The sequence below is a fragment of the Scandinavium sp. genome (assembly GCF_036271055.1).
In the GTDB taxonomy this organism is placed as follows: domain Bacteria; phylum Pseudomonadota; class Gammaproteobacteria; order Enterobacterales; family Enterobacteriaceae; genus Scandinavium.
The window spans coordinates 22,200-48,218 of record NZ_DATBBJ010000101.1; the positions used below are offsets into that span (position 1 = coordinate 22,200).

At 53.2% G+C, this 26,019-nt stretch carries 18 protein-coding genes; 6 read left to right on the plus strand and 12 right to left on the minus strand.

Annotated features, from left to right (window positions below; all coding sequences use genetic code 11):
• Position 1: 1 nt before the first annotated feature.
• From ada to VH187_RS21865, 3 genes are all read right to left on the minus strand, one after another.
• Positions 2 to 1,063, minus strand: coding sequence for a bifunctional DNA-binding transcriptional regulator/O6-methylguanine-DNA methyltransferase Ada (gene ada, locus VH187_RS21855; RefSeq protein ID WP_329703537.1), 1,062 nt, complete (start codon positions 1,061 to 1,063; stop codon positions 2 to 4).
• Positions 1,064 to 1,139: 76 nt separating this feature from the next.
• On the minus strand, positions 1,140 to 2,198 hold the full coding sequence (apbE, locus tag VH187_RS21860; RefSeq protein WP_329703538.1) for an FAD:protein FMN transferase ApbE: 1,059 nt from the start codon (positions 2,196 to 2,198) through the stop codon (positions 1,140 to 1,142).
• Between the two features lie 101 nt (positions 2,199 to 2,299).
• Entirely contained in the window at positions 2,300 to 3,397 is a 1,098-nt protein-coding gene (locus VH187_RS21865; protein ID WP_329703539.1) for a porin OmpC, read from the minus strand.
• A gap of 804 nt (positions 3,398 to 4,201) precedes the next feature.
• On the opposite strand from VH187_RS21865, the gene rcsD reads away from it, so the two are divergent.
• The gene (gene rcsD, locus VH187_RS21870; protein ID WP_329703540.1) at positions 4,202 to 6,877 is read left to right on the plus strand and encodes a phosphotransferase RcsD; all 2,676 of its coding nucleotides are present in this window, start codon (positions 4,202 to 4,204) and stop codon (positions 6,875 to 6,877) included.
• A 16-nt stretch (positions 6,878 to 6,893) separates the two neighbouring features.
• Entirely contained in the window at positions 6,894 to 7,544 is a 651-nt protein-coding gene (gene rcsB, locus VH187_RS21875) for a response regulator transcription factor RcsB (RefSeq protein WP_329703541.1), read from the plus strand.
• A 34-nt stretch (positions 7,545 to 7,578) separates the two neighbouring features.
• On the opposite strand, the gene rcsC is transcribed toward rcsB, so the two are convergent.
• Positions 7,579 to 10,425, minus strand: a complete 2,847-nt coding sequence (gene rcsC / locus VH187_RS21880) for a two-component system sensor histidine kinase RcsC (RefSeq protein WP_329703542.1) — start codon at positions 10,423 to 10,425, stop codon at positions 7,579 to 7,581.
• A gap of 116 nt (positions 10,426 to 10,541) precedes the next feature.
• Complete coding sequence (gene gyrA / locus VH187_RS21885; RefSeq protein ID WP_329703543.1) at positions 10,542 to 13,190, minus strand: DNA topoisomerase (ATP-hydrolyzing) subunit A; 2,649 nt, start codon at positions 13,188 to 13,190, stop codon at positions 10,542 to 10,544.
• Between the two features lie 160 nt (positions 13,191 to 13,350).
• Between gyrA and ubiG the strand changes: the two genes are divergently transcribed.
• The 4 genes from ubiG (at position 13,351) to yfaE (ending at position 18,232) form a co-directional block, all read left to right on the plus strand.
• Complete coding sequence (gene ubiG / locus VH187_RS21890) at positions 13,351 to 14,076, plus strand: bifunctional 2-polyprenyl-6-hydroxyphenol methylase/3-demethylubiquinol 3-O-methyltransferase UbiG (RefSeq protein WP_329703544.1); 726 nt, start codon at positions 13,351 to 13,353, stop codon at positions 14,074 to 14,076.
• A gap of 340 nt (positions 14,077 to 14,416) precedes the next feature.
• Positions 14,417 to 16,702 (plus strand): class 1a ribonucleoside-diphosphate reductase subunit alpha, encoded by a 2,286-nt coding sequence (gene nrdA / locus VH187_RS21895; RefSeq protein WP_329703545.1) that lies wholly within the window; start codon positions 14,417 to 14,419, stop codon positions 16,700 to 16,702.
• A gap of 145 nt (positions 16,703 to 16,847) precedes the next feature.
• Positions 16,848 to 17,978 (plus strand): class Ia ribonucleoside-diphosphate reductase subunit beta, encoded by a 1,131-nt coding sequence (gene nrdB, locus VH187_RS21900; protein WP_329703546.1) that lies wholly within the window; start codon positions 16,848 to 16,850, stop codon positions 17,976 to 17,978.
• Positions 17,978 to 18,232 carry a class I ribonucleotide reductase maintenance protein YfaE gene (yfaE, locus tag VH187_RS21905; RefSeq protein WP_329703547.1) on the plus strand — a complete coding sequence of 85 codons (255 nt, stop codon included), beginning with the start codon at positions 17,978 to 17,980 and terminating at the stop codon, positions 18,230 to 18,232. The genes nrdB and yfaE overlap by 1 nt, the downstream gene beginning before the upstream one ends.
• Positions 18,233 to 18,272: 40 nt before the next feature.
• On the opposite strand, the gene VH187_RS21910 is transcribed toward yfaE, so the two are convergent.
• The 7 genes from VH187_RS21910 to menD form a co-directional block, all read right to left on the minus strand.
• Positions 18,273 to 19,475, minus strand: coding sequence for a nicotinamide mononucleotide deamidase-related protein YfaY (locus tag VH187_RS21910; RefSeq protein WP_329703548.1), 1,203 nt, complete (start codon positions 19,473 to 19,475; stop codon positions 18,273 to 18,275).
• Positions 19,476 to 19,563: 88 nt separating this feature from the next.
• Positions 19,564 to 20,106: a YfaZ family outer membrane protein gene (locus VH187_RS21915; protein ID WP_329703549.1), complete on the minus strand. Its 543-nt coding sequence runs from the start codon at positions 20,104 to 20,106 to the stop codon at positions 19,564 to 19,566.
• 250 nt (positions 20,107 to 20,356) lie between these two features.
• Complete coding sequence (gene menE / locus VH187_RS21920) at positions 20,357 to 21,724, minus strand: o-succinylbenzoate--CoA ligase (RefSeq protein ID WP_329703550.1); 1,368 nt, start codon at positions 21,722 to 21,724, stop codon at positions 20,357 to 20,359.
• On the minus strand, positions 21,721 to 22,686 hold the full coding sequence (gene menC, locus VH187_RS21925; RefSeq protein WP_329703551.1) for an o-succinylbenzoate synthase: 966 nt from the start codon (positions 22,684 to 22,686) through the stop codon (positions 21,721 to 21,723). The genes menE and menC overlap by 4 nt, the downstream gene beginning before the upstream one ends.
• The gene (gene menB, locus VH187_RS21930; RefSeq protein ID WP_329703552.1) at positions 22,686 to 23,543 is read right to left on the minus strand and encodes a 1,4-dihydroxy-2-naphthoyl-CoA synthase; all 858 of its coding nucleotides are present in this window, start codon (positions 23,541 to 23,543) and stop codon (positions 22,686 to 22,688) included. Before menB ends, menC begins: the two co-directional genes overlap by 1 nt.
• Positions 23,544 to 23,557: 14 nt before the next feature.
• A complete protein-coding gene (gene menH / locus VH187_RS21935) occupies positions 23,558 to 24,319 on the minus strand; it encodes a 2-succinyl-6-hydroxy-2,4-cyclohexadiene-1-carboxylate synthase (RefSeq protein WP_329703553.1) in 762 nt (253 codons plus the stop codon).
• On the minus strand, positions 24,316 to 25,986 hold the full coding sequence (gene menD, locus VH187_RS21940; RefSeq protein ID WP_329703554.1) for a 2-succinyl-5-enolpyruvyl-6-hydroxy-3-cyclohexene-1-carboxylic-acid synthase: 1,671 nt from the start codon (positions 25,984 to 25,986) through the stop codon (positions 24,316 to 24,318). The genes menH and menD overlap by 4 nt, the downstream gene beginning before the upstream one ends.
• Positions 25,987 to 26,019 lie beyond the last annotated feature (33 nt).

Consider the following 26,019-nt stretch of genomic DNA (forward strand, 5'->3'; position numbering starts at 1 on the left):
GTTAGCTTTCCTGTTCAGCTTCACGCCGGAGTAACTCGGCTTTTCGCGCTAAGCCCCAGCGATAGCCGGACAGCGCCCCGCTCTGACGAACGACACGGTGGCACGGAATAATCAGCGCCAGTTTATTGGCGGCACAAGCGCTCGCCACCGCACGGACGGCTTTCGGTTTGTTGATGATTTCGGCCACCTGTTGATAGCTGCGCGTTTCACCCACTGGAATGTCGCGCAGCGCCTGCCAGACCTGCTGCTGGAAAGCCGTACCGCGAATATCCAGTGGCAATTGGACGGCGTTTTGCTGTCCGTCCAGCAACGCGATCACTTGTGCAACCTGCAAACTAAACGCTTCGTCAGCCTCTTCCCGCTGCGCATGGGGGAAGATCTGCTGCAATTCACCGATCAGCGCTTCATCATTATCGCCGGGTAAAACGGCACAAATCCCCCGTGAGCTGATAGCCACCAGACATCGCCCCAGCACGCAGGATTGCAACGTGTAGCGCACGAGCTGATCGTCGCCACCACGTCGATACTGTTTTGCTGTCATGCCGAGCGTGTTATCCGCCTGGCGGTAATAACTGCTGCTGGCCGGAAAACCGGCCGCCAACACGGCTTCGGTGACGCTTTCGCTGCTCGCCAGCGTTTCTCTTAACTTGCGTGCGCGCCATGCCTGCTGCCATGCACGAGGCGTCATGCCAGTGACAGATTTAAACAAACGGTGGAAATGGTATGGACTAACGGCAATTTCATTCGCCAACTCATCGAGCGTTACTGTTTGCTCTTGTTCAAGCAATCGGCATGCTTTCGCAACGTTATCGATTCGCTGTTGTTGAGGATCGGCTTTATCTGGCTGGCAGCGTTTGCACGCCCGAAAACCGGCGGCCTGTGCGGCATCGGCGTCAGCGTAAAAATGGACATTCTGGCGTAGCGCATGACGCGCCCGACAAGATGGGCGGCAATAGATACCGGTGGTCTGTACCGCAAACACGAACTGACCATCGGCTTTTGGGTTCCTGTCGAGCACCGCCTGCCAGCGGCACTCGTCATTCAGGATGGCATTATTTTTCATACACACTCCGGCTCTCTCTTTAGGGTAGCCTGAGTCTGGCGCAGAAGGCAGCTAAAAAAACCACCATTCTTGCTTTTTAATTTTTGCCGTCGACCAGGAAGGTTTCGAACTGCGGTGACATCCAGGTTTTAAAACCGTCGCCGTCCTTGATAATCATATACACCGCCAGGCCCTGTTCGCGCACGACTTCTTTTGCTTTCTCAGGCCCCAACACCATCAGACCGGTATCCCAGCCATCGGCTTCCAGCGCCGTTGGGGAGATAACCGTGACTGACACCAGTTTATGCTGGATTGGTGTGCCGGTTTGCGGGTCAATCACGTGAGAAATACGTTTGCCGTCGAGCTCATAATAATTGCGGTAGCTGCCGGATGTACTGATGCCATGCCCGTTGATATCGACAATCGCCTGTACCGCATTTTCTTTGTCGGTCGGCTTTTGGATAGCGACACGCCACGGCTGCCCTTGCGCATTCATGCCACGGCTCACCAGTGCGCCGCCCACAGAAACCAAATAGCGATTAATGCCCTGTTGCTCCATTAAGCGAGCCAAATGATCAGCGGCGTAGCCTTCGCCGACAGTCGAGAGATCAACATATAAATCGGGAATATCTTTTTGCAGATACTGGCTGCCGGACTGATTAACCACCGTCAGATGTCGCAGACCGGTACGCGCTTTTGCGGCCTCTATCTGCGCCTGATCCGGCGTTTTCACCGGCTGTTTATCCGGGCCAAAACCCCACAGATTAACCAGCGGCCCGACGGTAATATCCATCGCACCCTGCGTTTTCGCGCCAATTCGCAGCGATTCGGTAACGATATCCGCCATCGCTTCACTCACTGGCCACAGTGCTGTGCTTGTGGAATGGTTGAAACGCATCAGCGCAGAGTCGTTTTTCCAGGTGGAAAGCAGCTGATCGTCGCCATCCAACAGGCTTTGTACTTGCTGGCGTAACGCCGCAGCTTTGTCGTTATCCAGATTGATGACGCTCACTCGCCAGAAAGTCCCCATAGTCTTGCCTTCGAGAACGGTGGCTGGCGCTTTTTGCGCTGAAGTGGTGGCTGGTGTGCTGTTATCACAGCCAGAAATAACGAGAGCGACGGCCATCAGTGCCGCGCGGAAGATAGTGAAATCCATACGTAATGCCCCTCATGTTTGCGCGCAAGGGTACACTATTCTGCTTAAACAAAGGATAAAAAAAGGGCCCCGAAGGGCCCTTTTTCAAGCTTATCAGTCGATTAGAACTGGTAAACCAGGCCGGTCGCTACGATGTTGTCAGTAGAGATGCCGGAAGCGCGAGTGAAGTCGTTGTCATCCAGCAGGTTGATTTTGTAATCAACATAGGTAGACATGTTTTTGTTGAAGTAGTAAGTCGCGCCTACATCAACATATTTCAGCAGATCCTGGTCGCCGTAACCGTTGCCCATATCTTTACCTTTGGACTGCAGGTAAGCGATGGATGGACGCAGGCCGAAGTCGAACTGGTACTGAGCAACGATTTCAAAGTTCTGAGCTTTGTTCGCCCAGCCCAGATCGCCTGCGCGGGTTGCGTTGTAAGTCTGGGTGTACTGAGTTGCCAGGTAGATGTTGTTCGCATCATATTTCAGGCCGCCAGTGTAGGTTTCAGCGCGGTCGCCTTCGCCCAGGTAGGTGCCATTGTTCTGGTCAGTAGTACGTTTGGAGCTGGAAATTGCGCCACCCAGACCGAAGCCTTCGCCCAGATCATAAGTGATGGAGCCGCCAACGCCGTCGCCGTTCTGTTTCAGAGCGGTACGACCGTTAGCCGTTGAGCCTTCGCCGCTTGGGCTGCCGTTTTTGCCCTGGTACTGCACAGCAAAGTTCAGACCGTCAACCAGACCGAAGAAGTCGGTGTTACGGTAAGTTGCGTAGCCATTACCACGCTGCTGCATGAAGTTGTCAGAACCGTAAGTGTCACCGCCGAATTCTGGCAGGACGTCGGTCCAGGACGTTACGTCGTAAACTACGCCGTAGTTACGACCGTAGTCGAAAGAGCCAGCGTCTTTAACGCGGATACCTGCGAAGCCAACACGAGTCCACGCCTGATCGGCAGAACCTTCAACGTTGTTCGCCTGTACGTTGTATTCCCACTGGCCGTAACCGGTGATCTGGTCGTTAACCTGAGTTTCGCCTTTGAAGCCCAGACGAATGTAAGACTGGTCGCCGTCGGCACCTTTGTCATCAGAGAAATAGTGCAGGCCGTCTACTTTACCGTACAGATCTAATTTGTTGCCATCTTTGTTATAAATTTCAGCCGCATTCGCTGCGCCCGCTACCAGCAGTGCTGGTACCAGGAGGGACAGTACTTTAACTTTCATTTTATTAACCCTCTGTTATATGCCTTTTTATATGCCACTGCTTACTGATTAACCCTCTAATCAGTCGGCAACCCCATTGTGCTGTAAAATACAGAAATATCCAACAAGAAAATGATACGAGAACTTTTAAGGTGTTTCAAATTACCCACTAGATGTTTCAACATGTAAATATGATGGAACTTTTTCATGCCACGAAAAGCCAAAAAATATAGCATCAAAAATCAAAAATAATAAATAACCTATAAAAATCAACAAAATGACCAAGTATCGATGTATAGCACTGAATGACAAAACAAATCCGCCCACGATCACTAGAATAATCAACGCTATCATCATTAACTTTATTTATTACCGTCATTCAGTTCTGAATGTCTGTTTACTCATATTTCTACCGGGTGCTTCGCATCCGGTTTTTTTTTACCTTTCTTTACGCAATTCTAATAGCCATGTGCTACCAGCACGAAATTATAACGACTATTAAGTAATCAGAGGCACCGAAAAAATTCCCCTTAAGCGCCACGCTATAAATAATCTCTTGTTATTTCGTGCTATTCTCCCAACTGATCACGTAAATATTTGTACAGAAAATGTAACTGTGTACATCTTTTAAAGGCAATTGTGGAGATCGCTCAGAAAGCCATCATCGGGCCTGAGAATGTGGAAATTGGCGCATTACCCTTTATACTGCCTGCTGGAGTTGCCTCGGCCCACAACAGCAGTAAGCCGATTACAGGTTTTCGCCAAAGGCAGCGAGCTGGGTTTCAACGCGTTTTCTGGTGCAGTCATCATGGGTTACACACACTAATGAGTCATTCCGACACGACTTTGTCTAACAAGTTTTCCCTTATCCCCGGGAGCATCACCCGTTTCTTTCTGCTGCTGATCGTCGTGCTGTTAGTCACGATGGGCGTGATGGTCCAAAGTGCGGTGAATGCGTGGCTTAAGGATAAAAGCTATCAGATTGTCGATATGACACACGCCATCCATAAACGTGTCGATACATGGCGCTACGCGACCTGGCAGATTTACGACAACATCGCCGCCTCAGCAACGGCTTCATCTGCCGGTGACGGGTTGCAAGAAACGCGGTTGAAGCAGGATGTCTATTACCTCGAAAAACCTCGTCGTAAAACGGAAGCGCTGATTTTCGGTTCCCATGACGGGGCAACACTCGACATGACTCAGAAGATGTCGAACTATCTCGACACGCTGTGGGGCGCAGAAACCGTGCCGTGGTCGATGTACTACCTCAATGGTCAGGACAATAGCCTCATTCTTATCTCTACCCTGCCACTGAAAGATTTGTCTGCGGGTTTTAAAGAATCCACCGTGGGCAGTATTGTCGATTCACGCCGGGCAGAAATGTTGCAGCAGGCAAACACGCTTGATGAGCGCGAAACCTTCTCCTCCCTGCGTCGCCTGGCCTGGCAAAACGGTCACTACTTTACGCTACGCACGACGTTCAACCAGCCTGGTCATCTGGCAACCGTTGTGGCCTTTGATTTACCGATCAACGATTTAATTCCACCGGGCATGACGTTAGACAGTTTCCGCCTTGAGGCTGACCCTTCGCAAAAAAATCTGCGCAGCCAGAATAAAGAAGCGGCTGATAGCGTAAACATCAATTTCAACAGCTCACGAATTGAAATTGCCTCATCGGTGAACTCCACGGGCATGCGCCTGGTGTGGCAAGTGCCGTTTGGTACACTGCTACTCGATACACTACAAAATATTTTGCTGCCGCTGCTGCTGAACATTGGCTTGCTGGCGCTGGCGCTATTTGGCTATAACACTTTCCGCAATTACTCTGGCCGACGTGAGAGCGATACCGCGACGTCTGGTACGGTCAACACGGAGCTTCGTGTACTCAAAGCCATCAATGAAGAGATTGTCTCCGTTCTCCCGTTGGGATTGCTGGTGCATGACCAGGAATCCAACCGAACCGTTCTTAGCAATAAAATCGCCGATCACCTGCTGCCGCATCTGAACCTGCAAAACATCACCAGCATGGCGGATCAGCATCAGGGCGTGATCCAGGCGACCATCAACAACGAGCTGTACGAAATTCGCCAGTTCCGCAGCCAGGTGGCCCCACGAACCCAGATCTTTATTATTCGCGATCAGGACAAAGAAGTGCTGGTGAACAAGAAACTCAAACAGGCGCAGCGTCTGTACGAGAAAAACCAGCAAGGCCGTATCGCGTTTATGCAAAACATCGGTGATGCCCTCAAACAACCGGTGAAATCGCTTGCCGAGGAAGCCGCCGGGTTATCAGGTGCTGAGAATCAGAAACTCGCTCAGCACGCCGACACCCTGGTTCGCCTCGTGGATGAAATTCAACTGGCAAACATGCTGGAAAGCGACAGTTGGAAAGGCTCTTCCGTATTATTCTCAATCCAGGATTTGATTGATGAAGTGGTGCCTGAAGTGTTGCCCGTCATCAAGCGCAAAGGCTTACAACTGCTGATCAACAACCACCTGGCCGCCAGTGAACAGCGCCATGGCGATCGCGACGCACTGAAACGTATCCTGCTGTTGCTGATTCAATATGCAGTGACCACAACGCAAATAGGCAAAGTCACGCTTGAAGTAGGTAAAGATGAATCCGCAGAAGATCGCCTGACGTTCCGTATTCTTGATACGGGCAACGGCGTGACCAACAGCGAAATCGACAATCTGCATTTCCCGTTCCAGAACGAAACGCAGGAAGACCGCTTCGGCAAAGCCGATGCCCTCACCTTCTGGCTGTGCGATCAGCTTGCTCGTAAGCTCGGCGGTCATCTGAACATTAAAGCCCGGGAATCATTGGGTACGCGTTATTCTCTGCACGTCAAAATGGCACCGCGTGAACAGGAAGTGGTGTCGGAAGAAAATCTGCTGGACGATGTGATTGCGATGATCGACATTACATCAAATGAAGTGCGCAGCGTGGTCGTTCGACAGCTTGAAAACTGGGGCGCAAGCTGCATTTCCCCGGATGAGCGACTAACAAGTCAAGAATATGATCTGTTTTTAACGGATAATCCGTCTAATCTTACTGCGCCTGGCTTGCTTTTAAGCGATGATGAGGCCGGTATTCGTAAAATTGGCCCCGGCCAATTGCGAGTCAACTTCAATATCAGTAATGCCATGCAGGAAGCTGTGCTGCAACTTATAGAAGAACAACTCGCACAGGGAGAGTTACTGGGAACACCTGCGGGTGTAAATGAAAACGCCGAGCTCCATGCCAGCGGTTATTATGCGCTGTTTGTTGACACGGTACCGGAAGATGTTAAGAGGTTGTATACTGAATCAGCAGCAGGCGATTTCGCTGCGCTGGCACAGACGGCTCACCGCCTAAAAGGGGTGTTTGCCATGCTCAATCTGGTACCCGGCAAGCAGTTATGTGAAACGCTGGAGCATCTCATTCGTGAGAAGGATGCCCCCGGCACAGAAAAATATATCAGCGACATTGACGCCTACGTCAAAAGCTTGATGTAGCAAGGTAGCCTAATACATGAATAATATGAACGTTATTATTGCCGACGATCACCCGATTGTCCTGTTTGGTATTCGCAAATCACTTGAGCAGATCGAGTGGGTGAATGTCGTTGGCGAATTTGAAGACTCCACTGCGCTTATCAACAATCTGCCGAAACTGGACGCCCATGTGCTTATCACCGATCTCTCCATGCCTGGAGACAAATACGGTGATGGCATTACGCTGATTAAATACATTAAACGTCACTTCCCGGCGATCTCGATTATTGTTCTGACCATGAACAATAACCCGGCCATTTTGAGTGCCGTGCTGGAACTGGATATCGAAGGGATTGTCCTGAAACAGGGTGCGCCAACCGATTTGCCTAAAGCCCTGGCGGCCTTGCAGAAAGGGAAGAAATTCACCCCGGAAAGCGTTTCCCGTCTGCTGGAAAAAATCAGCGCGGGCGGTTACGGCGACAAACGTCTGTCACCGAAAGAGAGTGAAGTATTACGCCTGTTTGCAGAAGGTTTCCTGGTGACTGAGATTGCCAAGAAGCTGAACCGCAGCATCAAAACCATCAGTAGCCAGAAGAAGTCGGCGATGATGAAACTGGGTGTAGAAAACGACATCGCTCTGCTGAACTATCTGTCTTCTGTCACCCTGAGCGCGAGCGACAAAGACTGATACCTATTTCCCCCGGCCCCCGCCGGGGGGATATTTATTCCCTGGTTTTCCTCACCCTCGCGGCATAGACCGCCAGCGTCTGTTTCAACACATCCAGTGTCACCGGTTTCGACAAACAACTATCCATCCCTGACTCCAGACAACGCTGTTTCTCTTCTGCCAGCGCGTTCGCCGTTACCCCAACGACTGGTAACGTTAAACCAAGCTGACGTATGCGTTGCGTGAGGCGATAACCGTCCATATTTGGCATGTTGACATCACTTAGCACGATGTCGATGTGGTTCTTACTGAGCACATTCAGCGCATCGACGCCGTCGTTGGCAGTTTTGCACTGATAACCCAGCGATCCCAGCTGATCGGCCAACAAACGGCGGTTAATCGGATGATCGTCCACCACCAGAATCATCATATCGTCGTTGGCTGCCGCTTCACTTTCTGCCGACGGCAACGCCCCGCTGTTCTCAGTGCTTTCGACTTCAATACGATATATACGGCCAAGCAACGCCAGTAACTCATGCGGCGAGGCGACGCTGTGGATCCATTCGCCTGGCACTCGCTCAAGCGGAATACCAATATGGCGGCGGCAGAAAATGATCGCGCCACGACCGGTCCACGGTTGGGTCAGTTCATCGTCGGAAATGAGCATATCGTCCGCGTGTGGCGTTTGGCCTTCATAGGCCAACACGTCAATGCCATGCCGCTTCAACAGCGATTCGACAAATTGCGCCAGTGAAGCATTGCGCACCGCCAGCCAGCAGCGTTTGCCGGCGAGTCCTTCGATCATTGCAGGCTTGATATTTTGCGCCCCGTAGAGCGGAATACGAATGATGAACTGGCTGCCCATACCCGGTTCCGTCTCAACCGAAATATCGCCGTCCATCATGTTGATCAGTTTTTCGCAGATAGCCAGACCCAGACCTGTCCCCTGGAAATTACGCTGCACGCCGGTTCCCACCTGGAAGAACGGGTCAAACAGACGCACCACTTCTTTCGCTGGAATGCCCACGCCGGTATCACGCACGCTGATACTCAGATAATCTTCATCCCGATTCAGATGCAAAATGATGCAGCCGGTATCGGTAAATTTGATGGCGTTACTCAACAGGTTAGAAATAACCTGTTGAAGACGCATAGGGTCGCCCGCCAACTGCTGCGGCACGTCTGGCTCGACAAAGCAGTAAAGGCCAAGTTGTTTGCGCACCACCAGCGGCAAATAGTTCGCGGTAATGTGGCTCATGACCTCACGCGGGGAAAATTCGCGCGGTTCAATTTTGAGTTGTTCTGACTCAATTTTCGAGAAGTCGAGAATGTCGCTGATGATTTTCAACAGCAGGCTCGACGAGTTATTCATCGCCGTCACCAGCCTGTCGACACCCTTCGGCAACTCTTTAGTTTGCAGCAGATCGAGGTTACCGATAATGCCGTACAGCGGCGTGCGAAGCTCATGGCTGACTGTCGCCAGGAACATGGATTTTGACTGGCTCGCCTGCTCTGCCGCTTGTGCCATTTCCTGTAACGACTCTTCCATTTTCACGCGCGAAGACACATCGACCAGCACGCAAATTGCCACGTTTTCATTGCGATAGCGCGAATGTACGAAGCTGATTTGCAGATTGGTATTGTTACTGGTGAGCACATCCACGAAGTTAACCTGCTGACCGCAAATTATCTGCGTTAAGCGCTGTCGGTCTTCGTGGGTGAGCATGTTCAGGTAATTGTGCGCCAGTTCATTGCTCAGAATGTTGGTGCCATCCAGCGTTCGCAGAATACAAATCCCGACCGGTGCCGAGGCGACAATTTTGCGGTTGAACTGCTCATGCTCTTCGAGGCGCTGGGCATCGGCTTCAGCTGGCAGGAAGATGCGACGCTCGTACATACGCGCCATGGTAAACAACGCCACGCCGCTCAGAATATTCAGCAACACAGCGTTGAGTATCAGAATTCTTATCCGTTCCAGTACCAGATCGACCGGTACGGAATAGACAATACTTAACGATGAAGGCGGCAGGCTCTTTTTCAGCACCAGCTCACGGAAACCCGAGGTGTAACCAAACCAGGCGCGTTCCTGCATCCAGTGCGGATCGATTTTGAGTTTGCTTTCCCCCCCCGTGAGCGCAATCAGCGGTTGCCCACTCTCATCGAGGATGGTGACGCCCATTGGCATACTGCCCGGTGTGAAGAAGTTTTCCATACGGATGGTTTGCTCAATGCCGAGCAATGCCTGCAGGCGATTGGCGAGATAAACCGGCGTCAGCGCATAGAAAGCGCCCACACCCGGACGCTGCCCCTGGCTCACCCAGTACAGATTATTACCCCGCTCATCCTGCGGCGCGTTACGGTATTTCATGATCCGCTCATGCAGGGTTTTTAACGCCTGATCGCGCTCCATAGGCATATCACGCAGACCAAAATTGGCCATACACAGGTTTTCATTGCCGATCAGAAATACGCGGTTGAGATCGTAGGCTGCGGAGAAATTGTCGCGCCAGTAGCGCATGAACCACGCCAGTGATTCCAGCGACCCACGCCAGGAGTTACTCATTGCGCCGCAGTCAGAATCCTGGAACAGTGGCTCAAATTCCGGTACTTCGGTGTCGTCTTTTGTCGCGCGTGATGAGAGCACACCATTTTCAACACCCAGCCGATTTTCAGCAATGTACTTCAGCTCTTTCATCACATCTGACGTGCGCTGTATATAGCGCTGTGCCTGATCGTAGCTGAGATTAAACTCCTGACGGATTTCCGCTTCTTTGGTATGTAATGCATTGACGATGTAGAACACCGAAACAAACGCAATCAGCAGCCAGAGAAGCAGCGCCAGCGCCCGAAAAAGATAGCGGGAGACTTTCAGAGTTGTGCGAAAAGAGACGAGGTATTTCAACGTTTGGCCGTGTGCATGCAAAAGATGGGATTAAGGTAGCGGTAAATGACCACACCCGCAATATTCAAAGAAAAAGGGCCAGTTTTCACTGGCCCTTCGTTCAGCATTTCAGACAATTACTCGTCTGTGTCTACGTCTGCGTCATCGGCGACTTCATCGTCGGACTCCGCTTCTGGTGCGATTTCATCATCACCTTCGGCCACGCTACCGTCGATAGCGTCGAGTTCTTCATCGTCAACCGGTTCCGCTACACGCTGCAGACCCACCACGTTCTCATCATCCGCAGTACGGATGAGAATAACGCCCTGAGTATTACGCCCTACCACGCTGACTTCCGACACACGTGTACGCACAAGCGTACCCGCATCGGTGATCATCATGATCTGGTCGCTGTCGACAACCTGAACCGCGCCAACCACAGAACCATTACGCTCGGTCACTTTGATCGAGATAACACCCTGAGTACCGCGTGATTTGGTTGGGTATTCCGTCTCAGCGGTACGCTTACCGTAGCCGTTCTGGGTCACGGTCAGAACCGCACCTTCACCGCGTGGGATAATCAGCGACACCACTTTGTCTTCACCCGCGAGCTTGATACCGCGAACACCGGTTGCGGTACGGCCCATGGCACGTACTGCGCTCTCTTTAAAGCGCACCACTTTACCGGCGGCTGAGAACAGCATCGCTTCATCGTTGCCGTTCGTCAGATCAACGCCGATCAGCTCATCGCCTTCATTCAGGTTCACCGCGATGATCCCGGCAGAACGCGGACGACTGAACTCTTTCAGCGCCGTTTTCTTCACCGTACCGCTGGCGGTTGCCATGAAGACGTTGATGCCTTCTTCGTATTCACGTACCGGCAGAATGGCGGTGATACGTTCGTTCGCTTCCAGCGGCAGCAGGTTGACGATTGGACGTCCACGCGCACCACGGCTCGCTTCTGGCAACTGATAAACTTTCATCCAGTACAGACGACCACGGCTGGAGAACATCAGAATGGTGTCATGCGTATTGGCCACCAACAGGCGGTCAATGAAGTCTTCTTCTTTAATACGGGCAGCAGATTTACCTTTACCACCGCGTCGCTGAGCTTCGTAATCGGTCAGCGGCTGGTATTTCACGTAACCCTGATGAGACAGCGTCACGACAACATCTTCCTGGTTGATCAGGTCTTCGATGTTGATATCTGCGGTGTTGGCGGTGATTTCGGTGCGACGCTGGTCGCCGAATTGATCGCGTGCGATTTCCAGTTCTTCACGAATCACTTCCATCAGACGATCGGCGTTGCCCAGAATGTGCAGCAGTTCAGCAATCTGTTCCAACAGCTCTTTGTACTCATCGAGCAGTTTTTCATGCTCAAGACCGGTCAGTTTCTGCAAACGCAGATCCAGAATCGCCTGCGCCTGTTGTTCAGTCAGGAAGTATTTACCATCGTGAATACCGAACTGCGGCTCCAGCCATTCCGGACGCGCAGCATCATCGCCAGCACGTTCCAGCATCGCCGAGACATTGCCGAGTTCCCACGACTGTGCAATCAGCCCTGCTTTCGCTTCGGCAGGCGTTGCCGCACGACGGATCAGTTCAATGATCGGATCGATGTTTGCCAGTGCGATAGCCAGCGCTTCCAGTATATGCGCGCGGTCGCGTGCTTTACGCAGTTCGAAGATAGTACGACGCGTAACCACTTCACGACGGTGGCGCACGAACGCAGAAAGAATATCTTTCAGGTTCATGATCTTCGGCTGTCCCTGGTGCAGAGCCACCATGTTGATACCGAAGGACGTCTGGAGCTGAGTTTGAGAGTAGAGGTTGTTGAGAACAACTTCGCCCACAGCATCGCGTTTGATTTCAATGACGATACGCATGCCGTCTTTATCAGACTCATCACGCAGCGCACTGATGCCTTCTACGCGTTTGTCTTTTACCAGTTCGGCAATTTTCTCGATCAGGCGCGCTTTGTTCACCTGATACGGAATTTCGTGCACGATGATGGTTTCACGACCGGTTTTGGCGTCAGCTTCCACTTCCGCACGGGCGCGAATATAAATTTTCCCACGGCCGGTACGATAGGCTTCTTCGATACCACGACGACCATTGATGATCGCGGCAGTCGGGAAGTCAGGACCCGGAATGTGTTCCATCAGACCTTCGATGGTGATGTCTTCATCATCGATATAGGCCAGGCAGCCGTTGATCACTTCAGTAATGTTGTGTGGCGGAATGTTCGTCGCCATACCTACTGCAATACCTGAAGAACCGTTAACCAGCAGGTTAGGGATTTTGGTCGGCATAACGTCCGGAATTCTTTCGGTGCCGTCGTAGTTATCGACGAAATCTACCGTTTCTTTTTCCAGATCGGCCATCAGTTCATGGGCGATTTTCGACATACGGATTTCCGTATAACGCATCGCTGCGGCGGAGTCGCCATCTACTGAACCGAAGTTACCCTGACCATCAACCAACATGTAACGTAAGGAGAATGGCTGCGCCATACGTACGATAGTGTCGTAAACGGCGGTATCACCATGAGGGTGATATTTACCGATAACGTCACCAACCACACGGGCAGATTTTTTGTAGGCTTTATTCCAGTCATTGCCCAATACGTTCATGGCGTAAAGTACGCGACGGTGTACCGGCTTTAAGCCATCGCGGACATCTGGAAGCGCACGGCCAACAATAACCGACATCGCATAGTCCAGATAGGAGCTCTTAAGCTCTTCCTCGATGTTAACCGGTGTAATTTCTCTCGCAAGGTCGCTCATCTAACCGCTATCCCTCTACTGTTTTTCCCGGATTCAAAGGTCGCAAATTATAACACAACCGACGTCGTTCAGGTAAATCTATAGTACCCGCAAGGCGCTTTATTCGTGCCGGGGTGCTGATATACTCACAGGCCTGATGATAAAAGGAGTCAATGCGCCCATGAATGCCGAAAAACCTGCGGTGGCTAACGTCGATCACGACGAAATTGCGAAATTTGAAGCTGTCGCCTCACGCTGGTGGGACCTGGAAGGGGAATTTAAACCGCTGCATCGCATCAATCCGCTGCGTTTAGGCTACATTGCCACTCGTTCTGGCGGTCTGTTTGCTAAGAAAGTTCTGGACGTTGGCTGCGGCGGCGGGATCCTCGCCGAAAGTATGGCACGTGAAGGGGCGAACGTTACCGGGCTGGATATGGGTTTTGAACCGTTACAGGTTGCGCGTTTACATGCGCTGGAAACCGGAATTCAGGTGGACTACGTGCAAGAAACGGTCGAAGACCACGCCGAAAAGCACGCCCACCAATACGATGTCGTGACCTGCATGGAAATGCTCGAGCACGTCCCGGACCCGCAATCCGTCGTGAATGCCTGCGCAAAACTGGTCAAACCGGGCGGACAAGTCTTTTTCTCCACCATCAACCGTAACGGTAAAGCCTGGCTGATGGCCGTTGTTGGCGCGGAGTACGTGCTAAAAATGGTCCCGAAAGGCACGCATGATGTGAAGAAATTTATCAAACCCGCAGAACTACTGGGCTGGGTCGATAAAACCGTGCTTCAGGAACGCCACATTACCGGCCTGCACTACAACCCTATCACCAACCATTTTAAGCTCGCGCCGGGCGTTGATGTTAATTACATGTTGCATACAACAGCAAAAAACGCCTGACGCTATAGATTATTCTTATGAAGTTTGCGCAGCATTCTGTTGCGCAATTCTCCTTCTCGTTGAAGAAATCAGCACTCGATCAAATTTTCATTTTTTTTATTCGAATATTGACAATCTCGCCAGGCCTTACGAATCGTGGACTTAGCCTTCGCTACCCTTTAGCAACCTTAAATTAACGTCAAAATCAACTCTTGTACTCAAACGAATCCTTACTAGAATACTCACCATATAGCGTTTCATTAATCGAATAACCCCTATATATAGTATTTATCCACAGAGTTAGTCACAGCGGCTTTCTGTGGATAAGCGGGGGATATTTTCTATTTTCAAGGACAGGTACATGACTCAGAGTCTGATGGTGACTAAGCGTGATGGCGAGACTGAACAAATCAATCTCGATAAAATTCATCGCGTGCTGGACTGGGCGGCCGAAGGGCTGAACAACGTTTCCATTTCTCAGGTTGAACTGCGCTCTCACATCCAGTTCTACGACGGCATCAAAACCGCCGACATCCATGAGACCATCATCAAGGCTGCTGCGGATTTGATTTCCCGTGATGCCCCTGATTACCAGTACCTGGCTGCACGCCTGGCTATTTTCCATCTGCGTAAGAAAGCGTATGGCCAGTTTGAGCCACCCGCGCTCTACTCCCACGTCGTCAACATGGTTGAGCTGGGTAAATACGACAGTCATCTGCTGGAAGACTACACGGAAGAAGAGTTCCAGCAGATGGATGGTTTTATCGACCACTGGCGCGACATGAACTTCTCCTACGCCGCGGTGAAGCAGCTGGAAGGGAAATATCTGGTTCAGAACCGTGTGACCGGTGAGATCTATGAGAGCGCACAGTTCCTCTACATTCTGGTTGCCGCCTGTCTGTTCTCTAACTATCCGCGCGAAACCCGCCTGGACTACGTGAAGCGTTTCTATGACGCCGTGTCCACGTTCAAAATTTCACTGCCGACGCCTATTATGTCCGGCGTGCGTACCCCAACGCGTCAGTTCAGCTCTTGTGTGCTGATTGAGTGCGGCGACAGCCTCGACTCCATCAACGCCACCTCCAGCGCGATTGTGAAATACGTTTCCCAACGTGCCGGTATCGGTATCAACGCCGGTCGTATTCGTGCGCTGGGTAGCCCAATCCGTGGCGGTGAAGCATTCCACACCGGCTGTATCCCGTTCTATAAGCACTTCCAGACTGCGGTGAAATCCTGTTCTCAGGGCGGCGTTCGCGGCGGTGCAGCGACCCTCTTCTACCCGATGTGGCATCTGGAAGTGGAAAGCCTGCTGGTGCTGAAAAACAACCGTGGCACTGAAGCGAACCGCGTGCGTCACATGGACTACGGCGTCCAGATCAACAAACTGATGTATACCCGTCTGTTGAAAGGTGAAGACATCACCCTGTTCAGCCCGTCGGATGTACCGGGCCTGTACGATGCGTTCTTCGCCAATCAGGACGAGTTTGAACGTCTGTATGTGAAATACGAAAAAGACAGCAGCATTCGTAAACAACGCATCAAAGCGGTGGAGCTGTTCTCTCTGGTGATGCAGGAACGTGCGTCGACTGGCCGTATCTACATTCAGAACGTTGATCACTGCAACACCCACAGCCCGTTTGATCCTGTTATCGCGCCAGTGCGCCAGTCCAACCTGTGTCTGGAAATCGCGCTGCCGACCAAACCGCTGAATGACGTCAACGACGAAAACGGTGAAATCGCCCTGTGTACGCTGTCAGCGTTTAACCTTGGCGCTATCGACAGCCTCGACGATCTGGAAGAGTTGGCGATCCTGGCCGTACGTGCGCTGGATGCCCTTCTGGATTACCAGGATTACCCAATTCTGGCCGCTAAACGTGGCGCAATGGGCCGTCGTACTCTGGGTATTGGCGTGATCAACTTTGCCCATTACCTCGCGAAACACGGTAAGCGTTATTCCGACGGCAGCGGCAACAACCTGACCCACAAAACGTTCGAAGCGATTCAGTACTACCTGCTGAAAGCCTCTAACGAACTGGCGAAAGAGCAAGGCGCGTGCCCGTGGTTCAACGAAACCACTTACGCGAAAGGCATTCTGCCGATCGACACCTATAAGAAAGACCTGGATGCGATCGTTAACGAGCCGCTGCACCTCGACTGGGATAGCCTGCGCGAATCAATTAAAACGCACGGTCTGCGTAACTCCACGCTGTCTGCCCTGATGCCGTCTGAGACCTCTTCGCAGATCTCTAACGCCACTAACGGCATTGAGCCACCACGCGGCCACGTGAGCATTAAAGCGTCGAAAGACGGCATTCTGCGCCAGGTGGTGCCGGATTACGAAAACCTGCAAAACAGCTATGAGCTGCTGTGGGAAATGCCGAACAACGATGGCTACATTCAGTTGGTTGGCATCATGCAGAAGTTTATCGATCAGTCGATTTCGGCCAACACCAACTATGACCCGACACGTTTCCCGTCAGGTAAAGTGCCGATGCAGCAGTTGCTGAAAGACCTGCTCAACGCCTATAAATTTGGTGTGAAAACACTGTACTATCACAATACCCGTGATGGCGCGGAAGATGCTCAGGACGATCTGGCTCCGTCCATCCAGGACGATGGCTGCGAAAGCGGCGCGTGCAAGATTTAATCCACTGTTCCGGGTAGCGCGATGCTATCCGGACTATGTGCAAAGTAACTCTGCCGGGTGGCGCTTCGCTTACCCGGCCTACGATTTTTTAGGCCCGGCAAGTATCACGGCGCCGGGCAATAAAATCTTCTGACAGGACTCTTCAATGGCATACACCACTTTTTCACAGACCAAGAATAATCAGTTGCTTGAGCCTATGTTCTTTGGTCAACCAGTCAACGTGGCCCGCTACGATCAGCAAAAATATGACATCTTCGAAAAGCTGATCGAAAAGCAACTCTCCTTCTTCTGGCGTCCGGAAGAAGTGGATGTGTCCCGCGATCGTATCGACTATCAGGCGCTGCCTGACCATGAAAAACACATTTTCATCAGCAACCTGAAATACCAGACATTGCTGGATTCCATTCAGGGTCGTAGTCCAAACGTGGCGCTGCTGCCGCTGATTTCCATTCCGGAACTGGAAACCTGGGTAGAAACATGGGCATTTTCTGAGACCATTCACTCGCGCTCTTACACCCATATCATTCGTAACATCGTCAACGATCCGGCGACTGTGTTCGATGACATTGTCACCAACGAGCAGATTCAGAAACGTGCCGAAGGGATTTCCCATTACTACGATTCACTGATCGAGCTGACCAGCTACTGGCATTTGCTGGGCGAAGGCACGCACACCGTCAACGGCAAAATCGTGACCGTGAACCTGCGTGAGCTGAAGAAAAAGCTGTATCTGTGCCTGATGAGCGTCAACGCGCTGGAAGCCATCCGTTTCTACGTCAGCTTCGCCTGCTCGTTCGCCTTTGCTGAACGCAAGCTGATGGAAGGCAATGCCAAAATCATTCGTCTGATAGCGCGCGATGAAGCCCTGCACCTGACCGGCACTCAGCATATGCTGAACCTGTTGCGTTCTGGTCAGGATGACCCGGAAATGGCGGAAATCGCCGAAGAGTGCAAACAGGAATGTTATGACCTGTTCGTGCTGGCGGCGTTACAAGAGAAAGAGTGGGCAGGCTACCTGTTCCGTGACGGTTCAATGATTGGCCTGAATAAAGACATTCTCTGCCAGTACATTGAGTACATCACCAACATCCGTATGCAGGCCGTTGGTCTTGAGATGCCATTCAAAACTCGCTCTAACCCAATCCCGTGGATCAACACCTGGCTGGTGTCCGATAACGTGCAGGTTGCGCCGCAGGAAGTGGAAGTCAGCTCCTATCTGGTGGGGCAGATCGACTCTGAAGTCGATGCCGATGACCTGAGCAATTTCCAGCTCTGATGAGCCGCGTGACCCTTCGTCTGACTGGCACGCAGTTGTTGTGCCAGGAAGAACACCCCTCGCTGCTGGCCGCGCTGGAGTCACACAACGTGGCAGTCGAGTTTCAATGTCGTGAAGGTTATTGCGGTTCCTGCCGTTGTCGATTGGTTTCCGGTCAGGTTGACTGGCTGACCGAGCCGCTGGCTTTTGTGCAGCACGGGGAAATTCTGCCCTGTTGCTGCAAAGCCAAAGGTGATATTGAGATAGATATGTAAAAAAGGGTCGCGCTGCGACCCTTCTTATTTTTGTTCTGCGCTAGGCAGGCAAAAACAAATCATCCACAACGTTGACCCAACCGTGTTCACTGCTCACCGATTTGCCATTCAACCAACGACGCAGAATATTCAACGCCATCATTGCGCAGACTTCCTGACGCACCGCCAGGCTGTGCCGTGATGTGCTGAGCTGAACGCGTAGCGCGTACGTGCCATCCGGTGTTGCAAGCGCAAAGTTAAGATGATCATGCTCAAGCCCACTGACAGCCAATGCCAGTCCGGCGAAGTGGTTCACTCGACGATCCGCCGTCCAGTGTGCCGTTTGCGCCAGAGTTTCTTCCTGACACGGCACGACTTCACTCGCCAGCAGCGGCGCGCTTTCACGCCCAAGCTGGAGCGCAATAAGCCCGGAGGTAAACTGCTCGCTCAGCGTGATACTCAATTTGCGCTCCTGTAACGTTCGCGCAATTTGTGCCGCCAGCCCTTCTGTGCCTTCAAAAATCAGACTTTCGCCCGCCACCTTTTGCACTTCCGGCCACAGTTTCAGCATCGCCTCACGCTCGCTCGCCGGCCCCGTCAGCTTCAACTCAATGATCGGCATTGAGGAGCGGTAGCCCATCGTCACACCCGGCGGTAATGTCAGGTGATCCAGACTTTGTGCCAAATCACTTTCCGATCGCCCAAACGTGGTTAAACGCAGGCACAGTGGGGGTTCCGGGAGCGTGAAGCGCTCACGCAGTCGCGGCACAATTTGCTCTGCGACCATAACTTTGAATTCGGAAGGCACACCCGGCGTGAAGAACATCAGGCAGCGATTAAGCTGTAGCGCAAAACCACAGGCCGTACCGACAGGATTATCGATAAATTCTGCGCTGGCGGGGATTTCTGCCTGCTTTCGGTTGCTCGGGGCCATCACCCGGCCACGATCGCTAAAAAAGCGCTCCATCTGACTGAGCCAGGCTTCATGCAACACCAGCCCTTCCCCTTTCGCAGTTGCAGCGGCCAGAGCACTTAAATCGTCGCTGGTCGGGCCGAGGCCACCGTTAACGATCAGAATATCTGCATAATTACTGCGTTCGCGCAGAATCGACACCAGTGAATCGAGGCTGTCACCAACGGTGTTACGCCGGGTTAACGGCAATCCCTGAGTAAATAAGTAATCGGCAAGCCACGCGGCATTGGTATCAATGATTTGACCATGCAGCACTTCGTCGCCAGTGGAAAGCATCTCCACGTTTATCATCGTTATCTCCTTAACAAGAGGACGATTCACTATAGCGGAGACGGGGAAGAAAAGGAAAACAGGCGCGACAGAATGCCGCGCCGGAAGATTAGAACGCTGCTTTTACGCCAAGATACGGACCGTCAGCGATGGTGTTATCGCGATTGCCATCTTTGCCCGCAAGGCTCAGGTAGCGGTAGCCCGCTTGAATGCTGATTGGACGCATGATTGTCCATTGACCACCTGCATTCGCTTCCTGGTAGCTTTCGATGCCACTGGAGAGCGAATCCGGAGAGTAGTAGTACTCACCGAACAGACGGAAGCTGTCGCCAATCGCCCACTGCAGACCGCCACCGACCGCTGCCGCATAGCCTTCATCGCCATCATTTGGGTTGGTGTAAATGCCTTTACCCCCAACGGTTGCGATGAACGGCCCCAGTGGAATGTTCAGACCCACACCCACACCGGCAACATCACCGTCGTTATCGCTGTGTGTCCAGTTACCGGTCAGCGCGAGGCCGGTAGATTCCGTTCCAAAGCCAACGCCCAGATTGGTGTAATGTTCACCCGCTTCACCACTCACGCTGATAGCGTTCGCGGCGGCAGAAACAAACAGCAGTCCGGACAGACCTAACATAATACCTTTTTTCATTTTTAACGTTCCAGCAAACACAAATTAATAAAATCGCCCAAAAACGACCAAATTGTACTGCCGAATGCTCAGGAATCAATGCACTAAAAAGGCGAACAGCAACATGATTGTAACCAGTTACTACCTTTAATCGGGATATTACCGGACGTTTCACCCATCATTCGCAGAAAATGAGGCGAAAGGCATCAGGTGAACCTGGAGAATGTAACATCAGGTGTAACGATGTGTTGTTAAGGTAAGGTTATTCGCCTTACCCTTTAAGCATGGCGTTCACCCACTCCTGCAAAGCGCGGCGGGAAATTTTAATCCCGCCGGTTTTCAGGCTGGTGGGCAGCATTAGCCAGTACACCGGCTGCTGAAAGCGTGCCAGCTTGCCCATTGCCCATTGCGGCATTTGTGTAACGTCAAAGTCGTCATGACCTTCCACAACAGCCACCGGACGCTGACCAAATTCGGCGTCATCCAGCGGCACAATAAAGATCTGTTCGATGTGAGGATGAGCAATGATCACCCGCTCAACTTCTTCTGGTTGAATGCCTTCTCCGCCGCAGAAAAAGAGATTGTCCATTCGTCCAAGTACGCTCAGACGGTCGCCATGTAACTCACCACGATCGCGTGTAGCAAACCAGCCTTCGGCATTGGTCAACGGTATCAACTCGCCGTCACGCCAGTAACCCGCCGCCATACTTTTCGCCCGCAGCCAGATTTCACCGTCGACAATTTTCACTTCTCGCCCCGGCAACGCAGAACCGACATCGGCTTCGCCGTCGGTTTCTTTGGCGCAGACCGTTGATGCGAATTCCGTCAGCCCGTAGCCACAAAAGGTACGGATCCCACGAGCATGAGACTGTTCCGCCAGTTCAACAGGGATCGCAGCGCCGCCGAGCAGCACGGTTTTCAACGTCAGTGGTTCGTCGTCATTGAGCAGCCGCCACAACTGAGTCGGCACCAGCGAAGCATGAGTGCAACCTGCCAACATCTGCGCTAAAGGCATGTGCTCGCGCACGGTTAAACGCGCGCCTTTCAGCAGCCAGCGCCAGAGAATCCCCTGCCCGGAAACATGAAACAGCGGTAACGATAGCAGCCAGTCATCCGTTTCAGTAAACGGCATCAGCGCTAATACGCCCTCTGCGCTGGCAAGATGAGCATTCAGCGTATGCACTGCCGCTTTCGGCAAGCCGCTGGAACCAGAGGTGAGCGTCATGGTTGCCAGGCGTTCTGGCTGCCAGGTAGCTTCTGCCACCCGTTCAGCGTGCTTAAGCGCGAGCGCACAGAGATTGTCGAAAGGTTGTTCTTCCGTCAGCAACAAAGCGTGACGAAGCGAAAACTGTGGCAGTAAAGCCGACACCAGTTCGCGAGGGAGCTGAGGATTGACTGGTAAAACGCGCGCGCCGCACTGTAACAGCGCGAGCCACGCCAGAAGCGTTTGCGGATTGTTATAAGCACGAAGCAGCACGCCATCATCTGGCTGCACATTTTGCGCAACAAAGCTCGCCGCCAGCGTATCAATGCGTTCGCACAACTGTTGCCAGTTCAGTGTGTCATCGCCAAGACGGAGCGCAGAAGCCTGCGGACGCAAAGCGCGCCAGTGCCGCCACGGGTAATCGTTGAACGTCATAGCAGCGGATCCAGACTCTCGTGGGTCATGCACGGCAAGTCATTCTCCGGCCAACGGCGAATCAACTGCGCCTGCATCAGATTCAGCGTATCCAGTCCCGGCATCGTGTCCGGCGTCAGCCACGCGGCAATGCGAGCCAACTGTGTCAGCCCAAGGCTGGATTCAATCGAAGAACTAATCACCGCCGTTAAGCCTTGTGCATGCGCGGCAGCAACCTGCTCGCGTACTTTTTGCAGACTACCGGTGAGCGTGGGCTTGATCACCACCGCTTTAACGCCCGGTTCGGCGATAAACGTGAAATCAGCTTCGCGGAGGCTTTCGTCCCAGGCGATGGCGATTCCAGTTTCCTGCGCAAACGCACGCGAATCGTCACGCGTTCGACACGGCTCTTCGATGAACGCGATACGCGGGCGGTATTCAGGATTAACGTATTTCGCAAACTGTTGCGCTTTCAGCGGCGTCCAGGCACGGTTGGCATCCAGACGGAGCTGTAAATCGGGGATCGCTTCTAACAGCAGATTGACTGTCATGCCGTCGCGGACTGCTTCCCATAGCCCGACTTTGACCTTCGCCACTTTCTCGCCCGGCATGGCCTGCAGCACCGCGAACAGTTCATCCGGGTCGCCGGTACATAATGGAGCCGCACGATAATCCGCAGCCTGCGGCAATTCGTCATTCAATTCTGCCAGTGCGCAGCTAATGCCAAACGCCGCAGAAGGTATTTCCGGAAGCGCCGGGTCTTGCCCTTCGCGCCAGGCGTTAACCCAGGCGACTAAAGCCGACTGCGCGTCTTCCAGCGTTTCCTGGCTAAATCCTGGCAAAGGCGAGATCTCGCCCCAGCCTTCGGCTTCGCCCAGATTTAAGCGGACAAACAATCCATCGCGGGTTTTCAGTCGCCGCTCGCGCAGAACCACTCCCGCGTCCATTGGGATCTGCCAGCGGTATATCTGGGCGTTGCGCATTACGGATTCCGTTTGAATTTGCTGAAATCTGGCTGACGCTTTTCGTTAAACGCGTTGCGGCCTTCCTGACCTTCTTCGGTCATGTAGAACAGCATCGTGGCGTTACCCGCCAACTCCTGCAGACCGGCCTGACCGTCGCAGTCGGCGTTGAGCGCCGCTTTCAGACAACGTAGCGCCATCGGGCTGTTTTCCAGCATTTCACGACACCAGCGAACGGTTTCTTTTTCCAGATCGGCCAGCGGAACCACGGTATTCACGAGGCCCATGTCCAGCGCCGCTTTCGCGTCGTACTGACGACACAGGAACCAGATTTCACGCGCTTTCTTCTGACCGACGATACGAGCCATATAAGATGCGCCCCAGCCGCCGTCGAAAGAGCCGACTTTCGGGCCGGTCTGCCCAAAGATGGCGTTCTCCGCTGCAATCGTCAGGTCACACATCATGTGCAGAACGTGACCACCGCCGATGGAATAACCCGCCACCATCGCCACAACCGGTTTTGGACAGGTGCGGATTTGACGCTGGAAATCCAGCACGTTCAGATGATGGGTGCCGGAAGCATCCTGGTATCCGCCATAATCCCCGCGAACTTTCTGATCGCCGCCTGCGCAGAAGGCTTTGTCACCTTCACCGGTCAGAATGATCACGCCGACGTTGTCGTCGTAGCGCGCGTCAGCCAGCGCCTGGATCATCTCTTTGACCGTCAATGGACGGAAGGCGTTACGCACCTGTGGACGGTTGATGGTGATTTTGGCGATGCCATCAGCGGATTTCTGATAACGAATATCTTCAAAACCTTCGGAGCAGTCCTGCCACTCAACCGGGGCGTACAACATTTTTTCATCTGGATAGATCATAGTAAGTCCTGTCGTCAGTCGTTCAGAATCTGTGCCAGACAGTCAGCCACCGCATCAGGGTTTTCCCGATGGGCGTTGTGCCCGGCGTGAGGAATTAGGTGGCATGGCGCGCTAAGTTCATCCGCCAGTGCGCGGAATTTGGCGTCGTGTTCGCCGCATAAGTACCAGAAAGCATAGTCACGGCGACGGAGCGCCGCGCGTAAATCAGGTTGTACCGCAAGGGAGGTGGCGAGCAACATCTCAGCCAGTCGTGGGCCGTTGTTATCAGCCCGCAGCGCAATGAGTTCGTGTCGTTGTGGTTCGGTGAGCGTGGCAAACACCGGCTGGCGATACCAGGCATAAAAGACTTCGCTGAGGGGTTCATTACGAAAGCGCTGCGCCCATTGCGAATCGGACAGCAAACGCGAACGGCGGCTGGCGTCAGCCTGTAACCCGGGATGCCCGCCTTCAACGATCACTCCTTTCAAACCAGGCAACTGCGTCTGGTTTGCTGCATACATCGCCACACGGCCGCCAAGCGAATACCCCACCAGCCAATAGTCAAGGATGTTGTAACTAACCAACGTTTCCTGTAATTGGCGACACACATCATCAAAATTCGCCGCCGAAATGTCAGCAGAACCGCCGTGACCGGGCAAATCGACATACAGTCGGGGAAAAGCAGTTAACTGCTCTCCCACCTCTTGCCACTCCCGGTTATCGCCTGAAAAGCCGTGCAGAAACACCAGCCAGGGCAGGCCCTGCTGGCCTTCCCGCTCGACAGCGTGAAGCGTCATAGCTGGCTGACCTGCGCCAGCAAATGTTGCAACGTCTGCGCGCCGTCGGTGTCATTGACCACCAGTTCAATGACCGTTGTCAGCGGTTGACGCCATGCGCCGCTCAGCGCATCGTCCAGTTCAGCCCAATTTTCAGGGCGATGGTAACGCAGACCAAACAGGTTCGCGGCATGTTCAAAATTGACGTTTTGCGGCATCAGGTAGAAACGCTCGCGCTCTTCGGCGGGCGTCGGCAATAGCGAGAAAATCTGCCCGCCGTTATTGTTCACCACAATCAGCACCATCGGCGCTGAAACCTGGCGCAGCAACGCCAGACCGTTGAGATCGTACAACGCAGAGAGATCGCCAATAATTGCCAGCGTCGATTTTGCACTGCCACGCTGTACGCCTGCGGCGGTAGAAATCAGCCCGTCGATGCCACTGGCCCCACGGTTGCTGTACACCGGATAACCCGCAGGAAGCTGTCCGAGCGCATCAATCAGACGCACCACCAGACTGTTGCCGACAAAAAGCTGGCCCTGATCGGGCAAATAGTCGCTGATTCGATGGGCCAGTTGCGCCTCACCGAATGTCTCGCGCTGCGCCACGGTGGTTTTCCATGCCTGTTCCGAAAGGTAAGGCACATCGGCGCACCAGGGTTGACGCTGCTCTGCGGGATGCTGTTCCAGCCAACGATCGATGCTGCACACCAGTCGACGTCCACGGTGATGGGCCGGATCAAGACGGCCCGGCAGATTGTCCACCAGCCAGTATTCATCAGGTTCACAGGTAGCCTGCCATTGCAGAACGCGTTTACCCGTCAGGCTGCTACCAAGCTGAACGACAATTTGCGCCTGCGCCAGTTCGGTTACCGCTTTGGCATTACCGAGCCATAAATCCGCGCACGGCAAGGGCTGCCCGGTTTGCGAGAGCACATCGCCAATCAGCGGCCAGCCGAGCGTTTTCGCCCATTCAGCCACTTTTTTGCCTTCTGCGGCACTCATTCGCCCTGCGACAACCACGCCACGCTTCTGTCGCCAGAAGAACCAGTCGCGCTGTTTTTCGCTTTCCAGATGCAGCCCTTCGCGCAGCCACGGTTTGTCACTCTGCCACCAGTCGCCGAGCGCCTGTTGCCAGTCGAGCCCGGTGTCGTCAATTTCGCCATACAGCGGTTCTGCGAACGGGCAGTTGATGTGCACGCCGCCGCTGTGCAGTTGACCCAATGCATTATCAATCGACGAAACCAGCCAGCGGGCCGGAATATCGTGGCTCGGGCGAGGAAGAGAAAGCGTTTGTGAAGGGTGCGAGCCGAACATGCCCGGCTGGCGAATGGCCTGATTCGCGCCGCAGTCGATAAGCTCCGGCGGCCTGTCCGCAGTCAGTAAGATGATTTTTTCACCGGTCAGCCCCGCTTCAATCAGCGCAGGGTAGAGATTAGCCACCGCTGTGCCTGAGGTGACAATCACGGCCACCGGCTGCTGACTGGCTTTTGCCAGCCCTAACGCCAGATGGCCCAGGCCACGCTCATCAAAATGGGTGTGAGCAATCAGCGCGCGATTTTCCGCTGCTGCCAGCGTCAGCGGCGTCGAGCGCGACCCCGGCGCGATGCAGACGTGCTGCACGCCGTGGCGAGTTAATGCTTCAAGGATCACCGCCGCCCAGCGTCGGTTAAATGCGCTTACTGACATGAGATTGTCCGGTATCAATTTAGCTTATTATTA

Bases quoted from the DNA above. Each gene is read 5' to 3' on its own strand.
- gyrA (WP_329703543.1), bottom strand. From the start codon at position 13,190: ATGAGCGACCTTGCGAGAGAAATTACACCGGTTAACATCGAGGAAGAG.
- nrdA (WP_329703545.1), top strand. From the start codon at position 14,417: ATGACTCAGAGTCTGATGGTGACTAAGCGTGATGGCGAGACTGAACAA.
- ada (WP_329703537.1), bottom strand. From the start codon at position 1,063: ATGAAAAATAATGCCATCCTGAATGACGAGTGCCGCTGGCAGGCGGTG.
- menB (WP_329703552.1), bottom strand. From the start codon at position 23,543: ATGATCTATCCAGATGAAAAAATGTTGTACGCCCCGGTTGAGTGGCAG.
- menH (WP_329703553.1), bottom strand. From the start codon at position 24,319: ATGACGCTTCACGCTGTCGAGCGGGAAGGCCAGCAGGGCCTGCCCTGG.
- apbE (WP_329703538.1), bottom strand. From the start codon at position 2,198: ATGGATTTCACTATCTTCCGCGCGGCACTGATGGCCGTCGCTCTCGTT.
- yfaE (WP_329703547.1), top strand. From the start codon at position 17,978: ATGAGCCGCGTGACCCTTCGTCTGACTGGCACGCAGTTGTTGTGCCAG.
- VH187_RS21915 (WP_329703549.1), bottom strand. From the start codon at position 20,106: ATGAAAAAAGGTATTATGTTAGGTCTGTCCGGACTGCTGTTTGTTTCT.
- menE (WP_329703550.1), bottom strand. From the start codon at position 21,724: ATGACGTTCAACGATTACCCGTGGCGGCACTGGCGCGCTTTGCGTCCG.
- rcsB (WP_329703541.1), top strand. From the start codon at position 6,894: ATGAATAATATGAACGTTATTATTGCCGACGATCACCCGATTGTCCTG.
- VH187_RS21865 (WP_329703539.1), bottom strand. From the start codon at position 3,397: ATGAAAGTTAAAGTACTGTCCCTCCTGGTACCAGCACTGCTGGTAGCG.
- nrdB (WP_329703546.1), top strand. From the start codon at position 16,848: ATGGCATACACCACTTTTTCACAGACCAAGAATAATCAGTTGCTTGAG.
- menD (WP_329703554.1), bottom strand. From the start codon at position 25,986: ATGTCAGTAAGCGCATTTAACCGACGCTGGGCGGCGGTGATCCTTGAA.
- rcsD (WP_329703540.1), top strand. From the start codon at position 4,202: ATGAGTCATTCCGACACGACTTTGTCTAACAAGTTTTCCCTTATCCCC.
- menC (WP_329703551.1), bottom strand. From the start codon at position 22,686: ATGCGCAACGCCCAGATATACCGCTGGCAGATCCCAATGGACGCGGGA.
- VH187_RS21910 (WP_329703548.1), bottom strand. From the start codon at position 19,475: ATGATAAACGTGGAGATGCTTTCCACTGGCGACGAAGTGCTGCATGGT.
- ubiG (WP_329703544.1), top strand. From the start codon at position 13,351: ATGAATGCCGAAAAACCTGCGGTGGCTAACGTCGATCACGACGAAATT.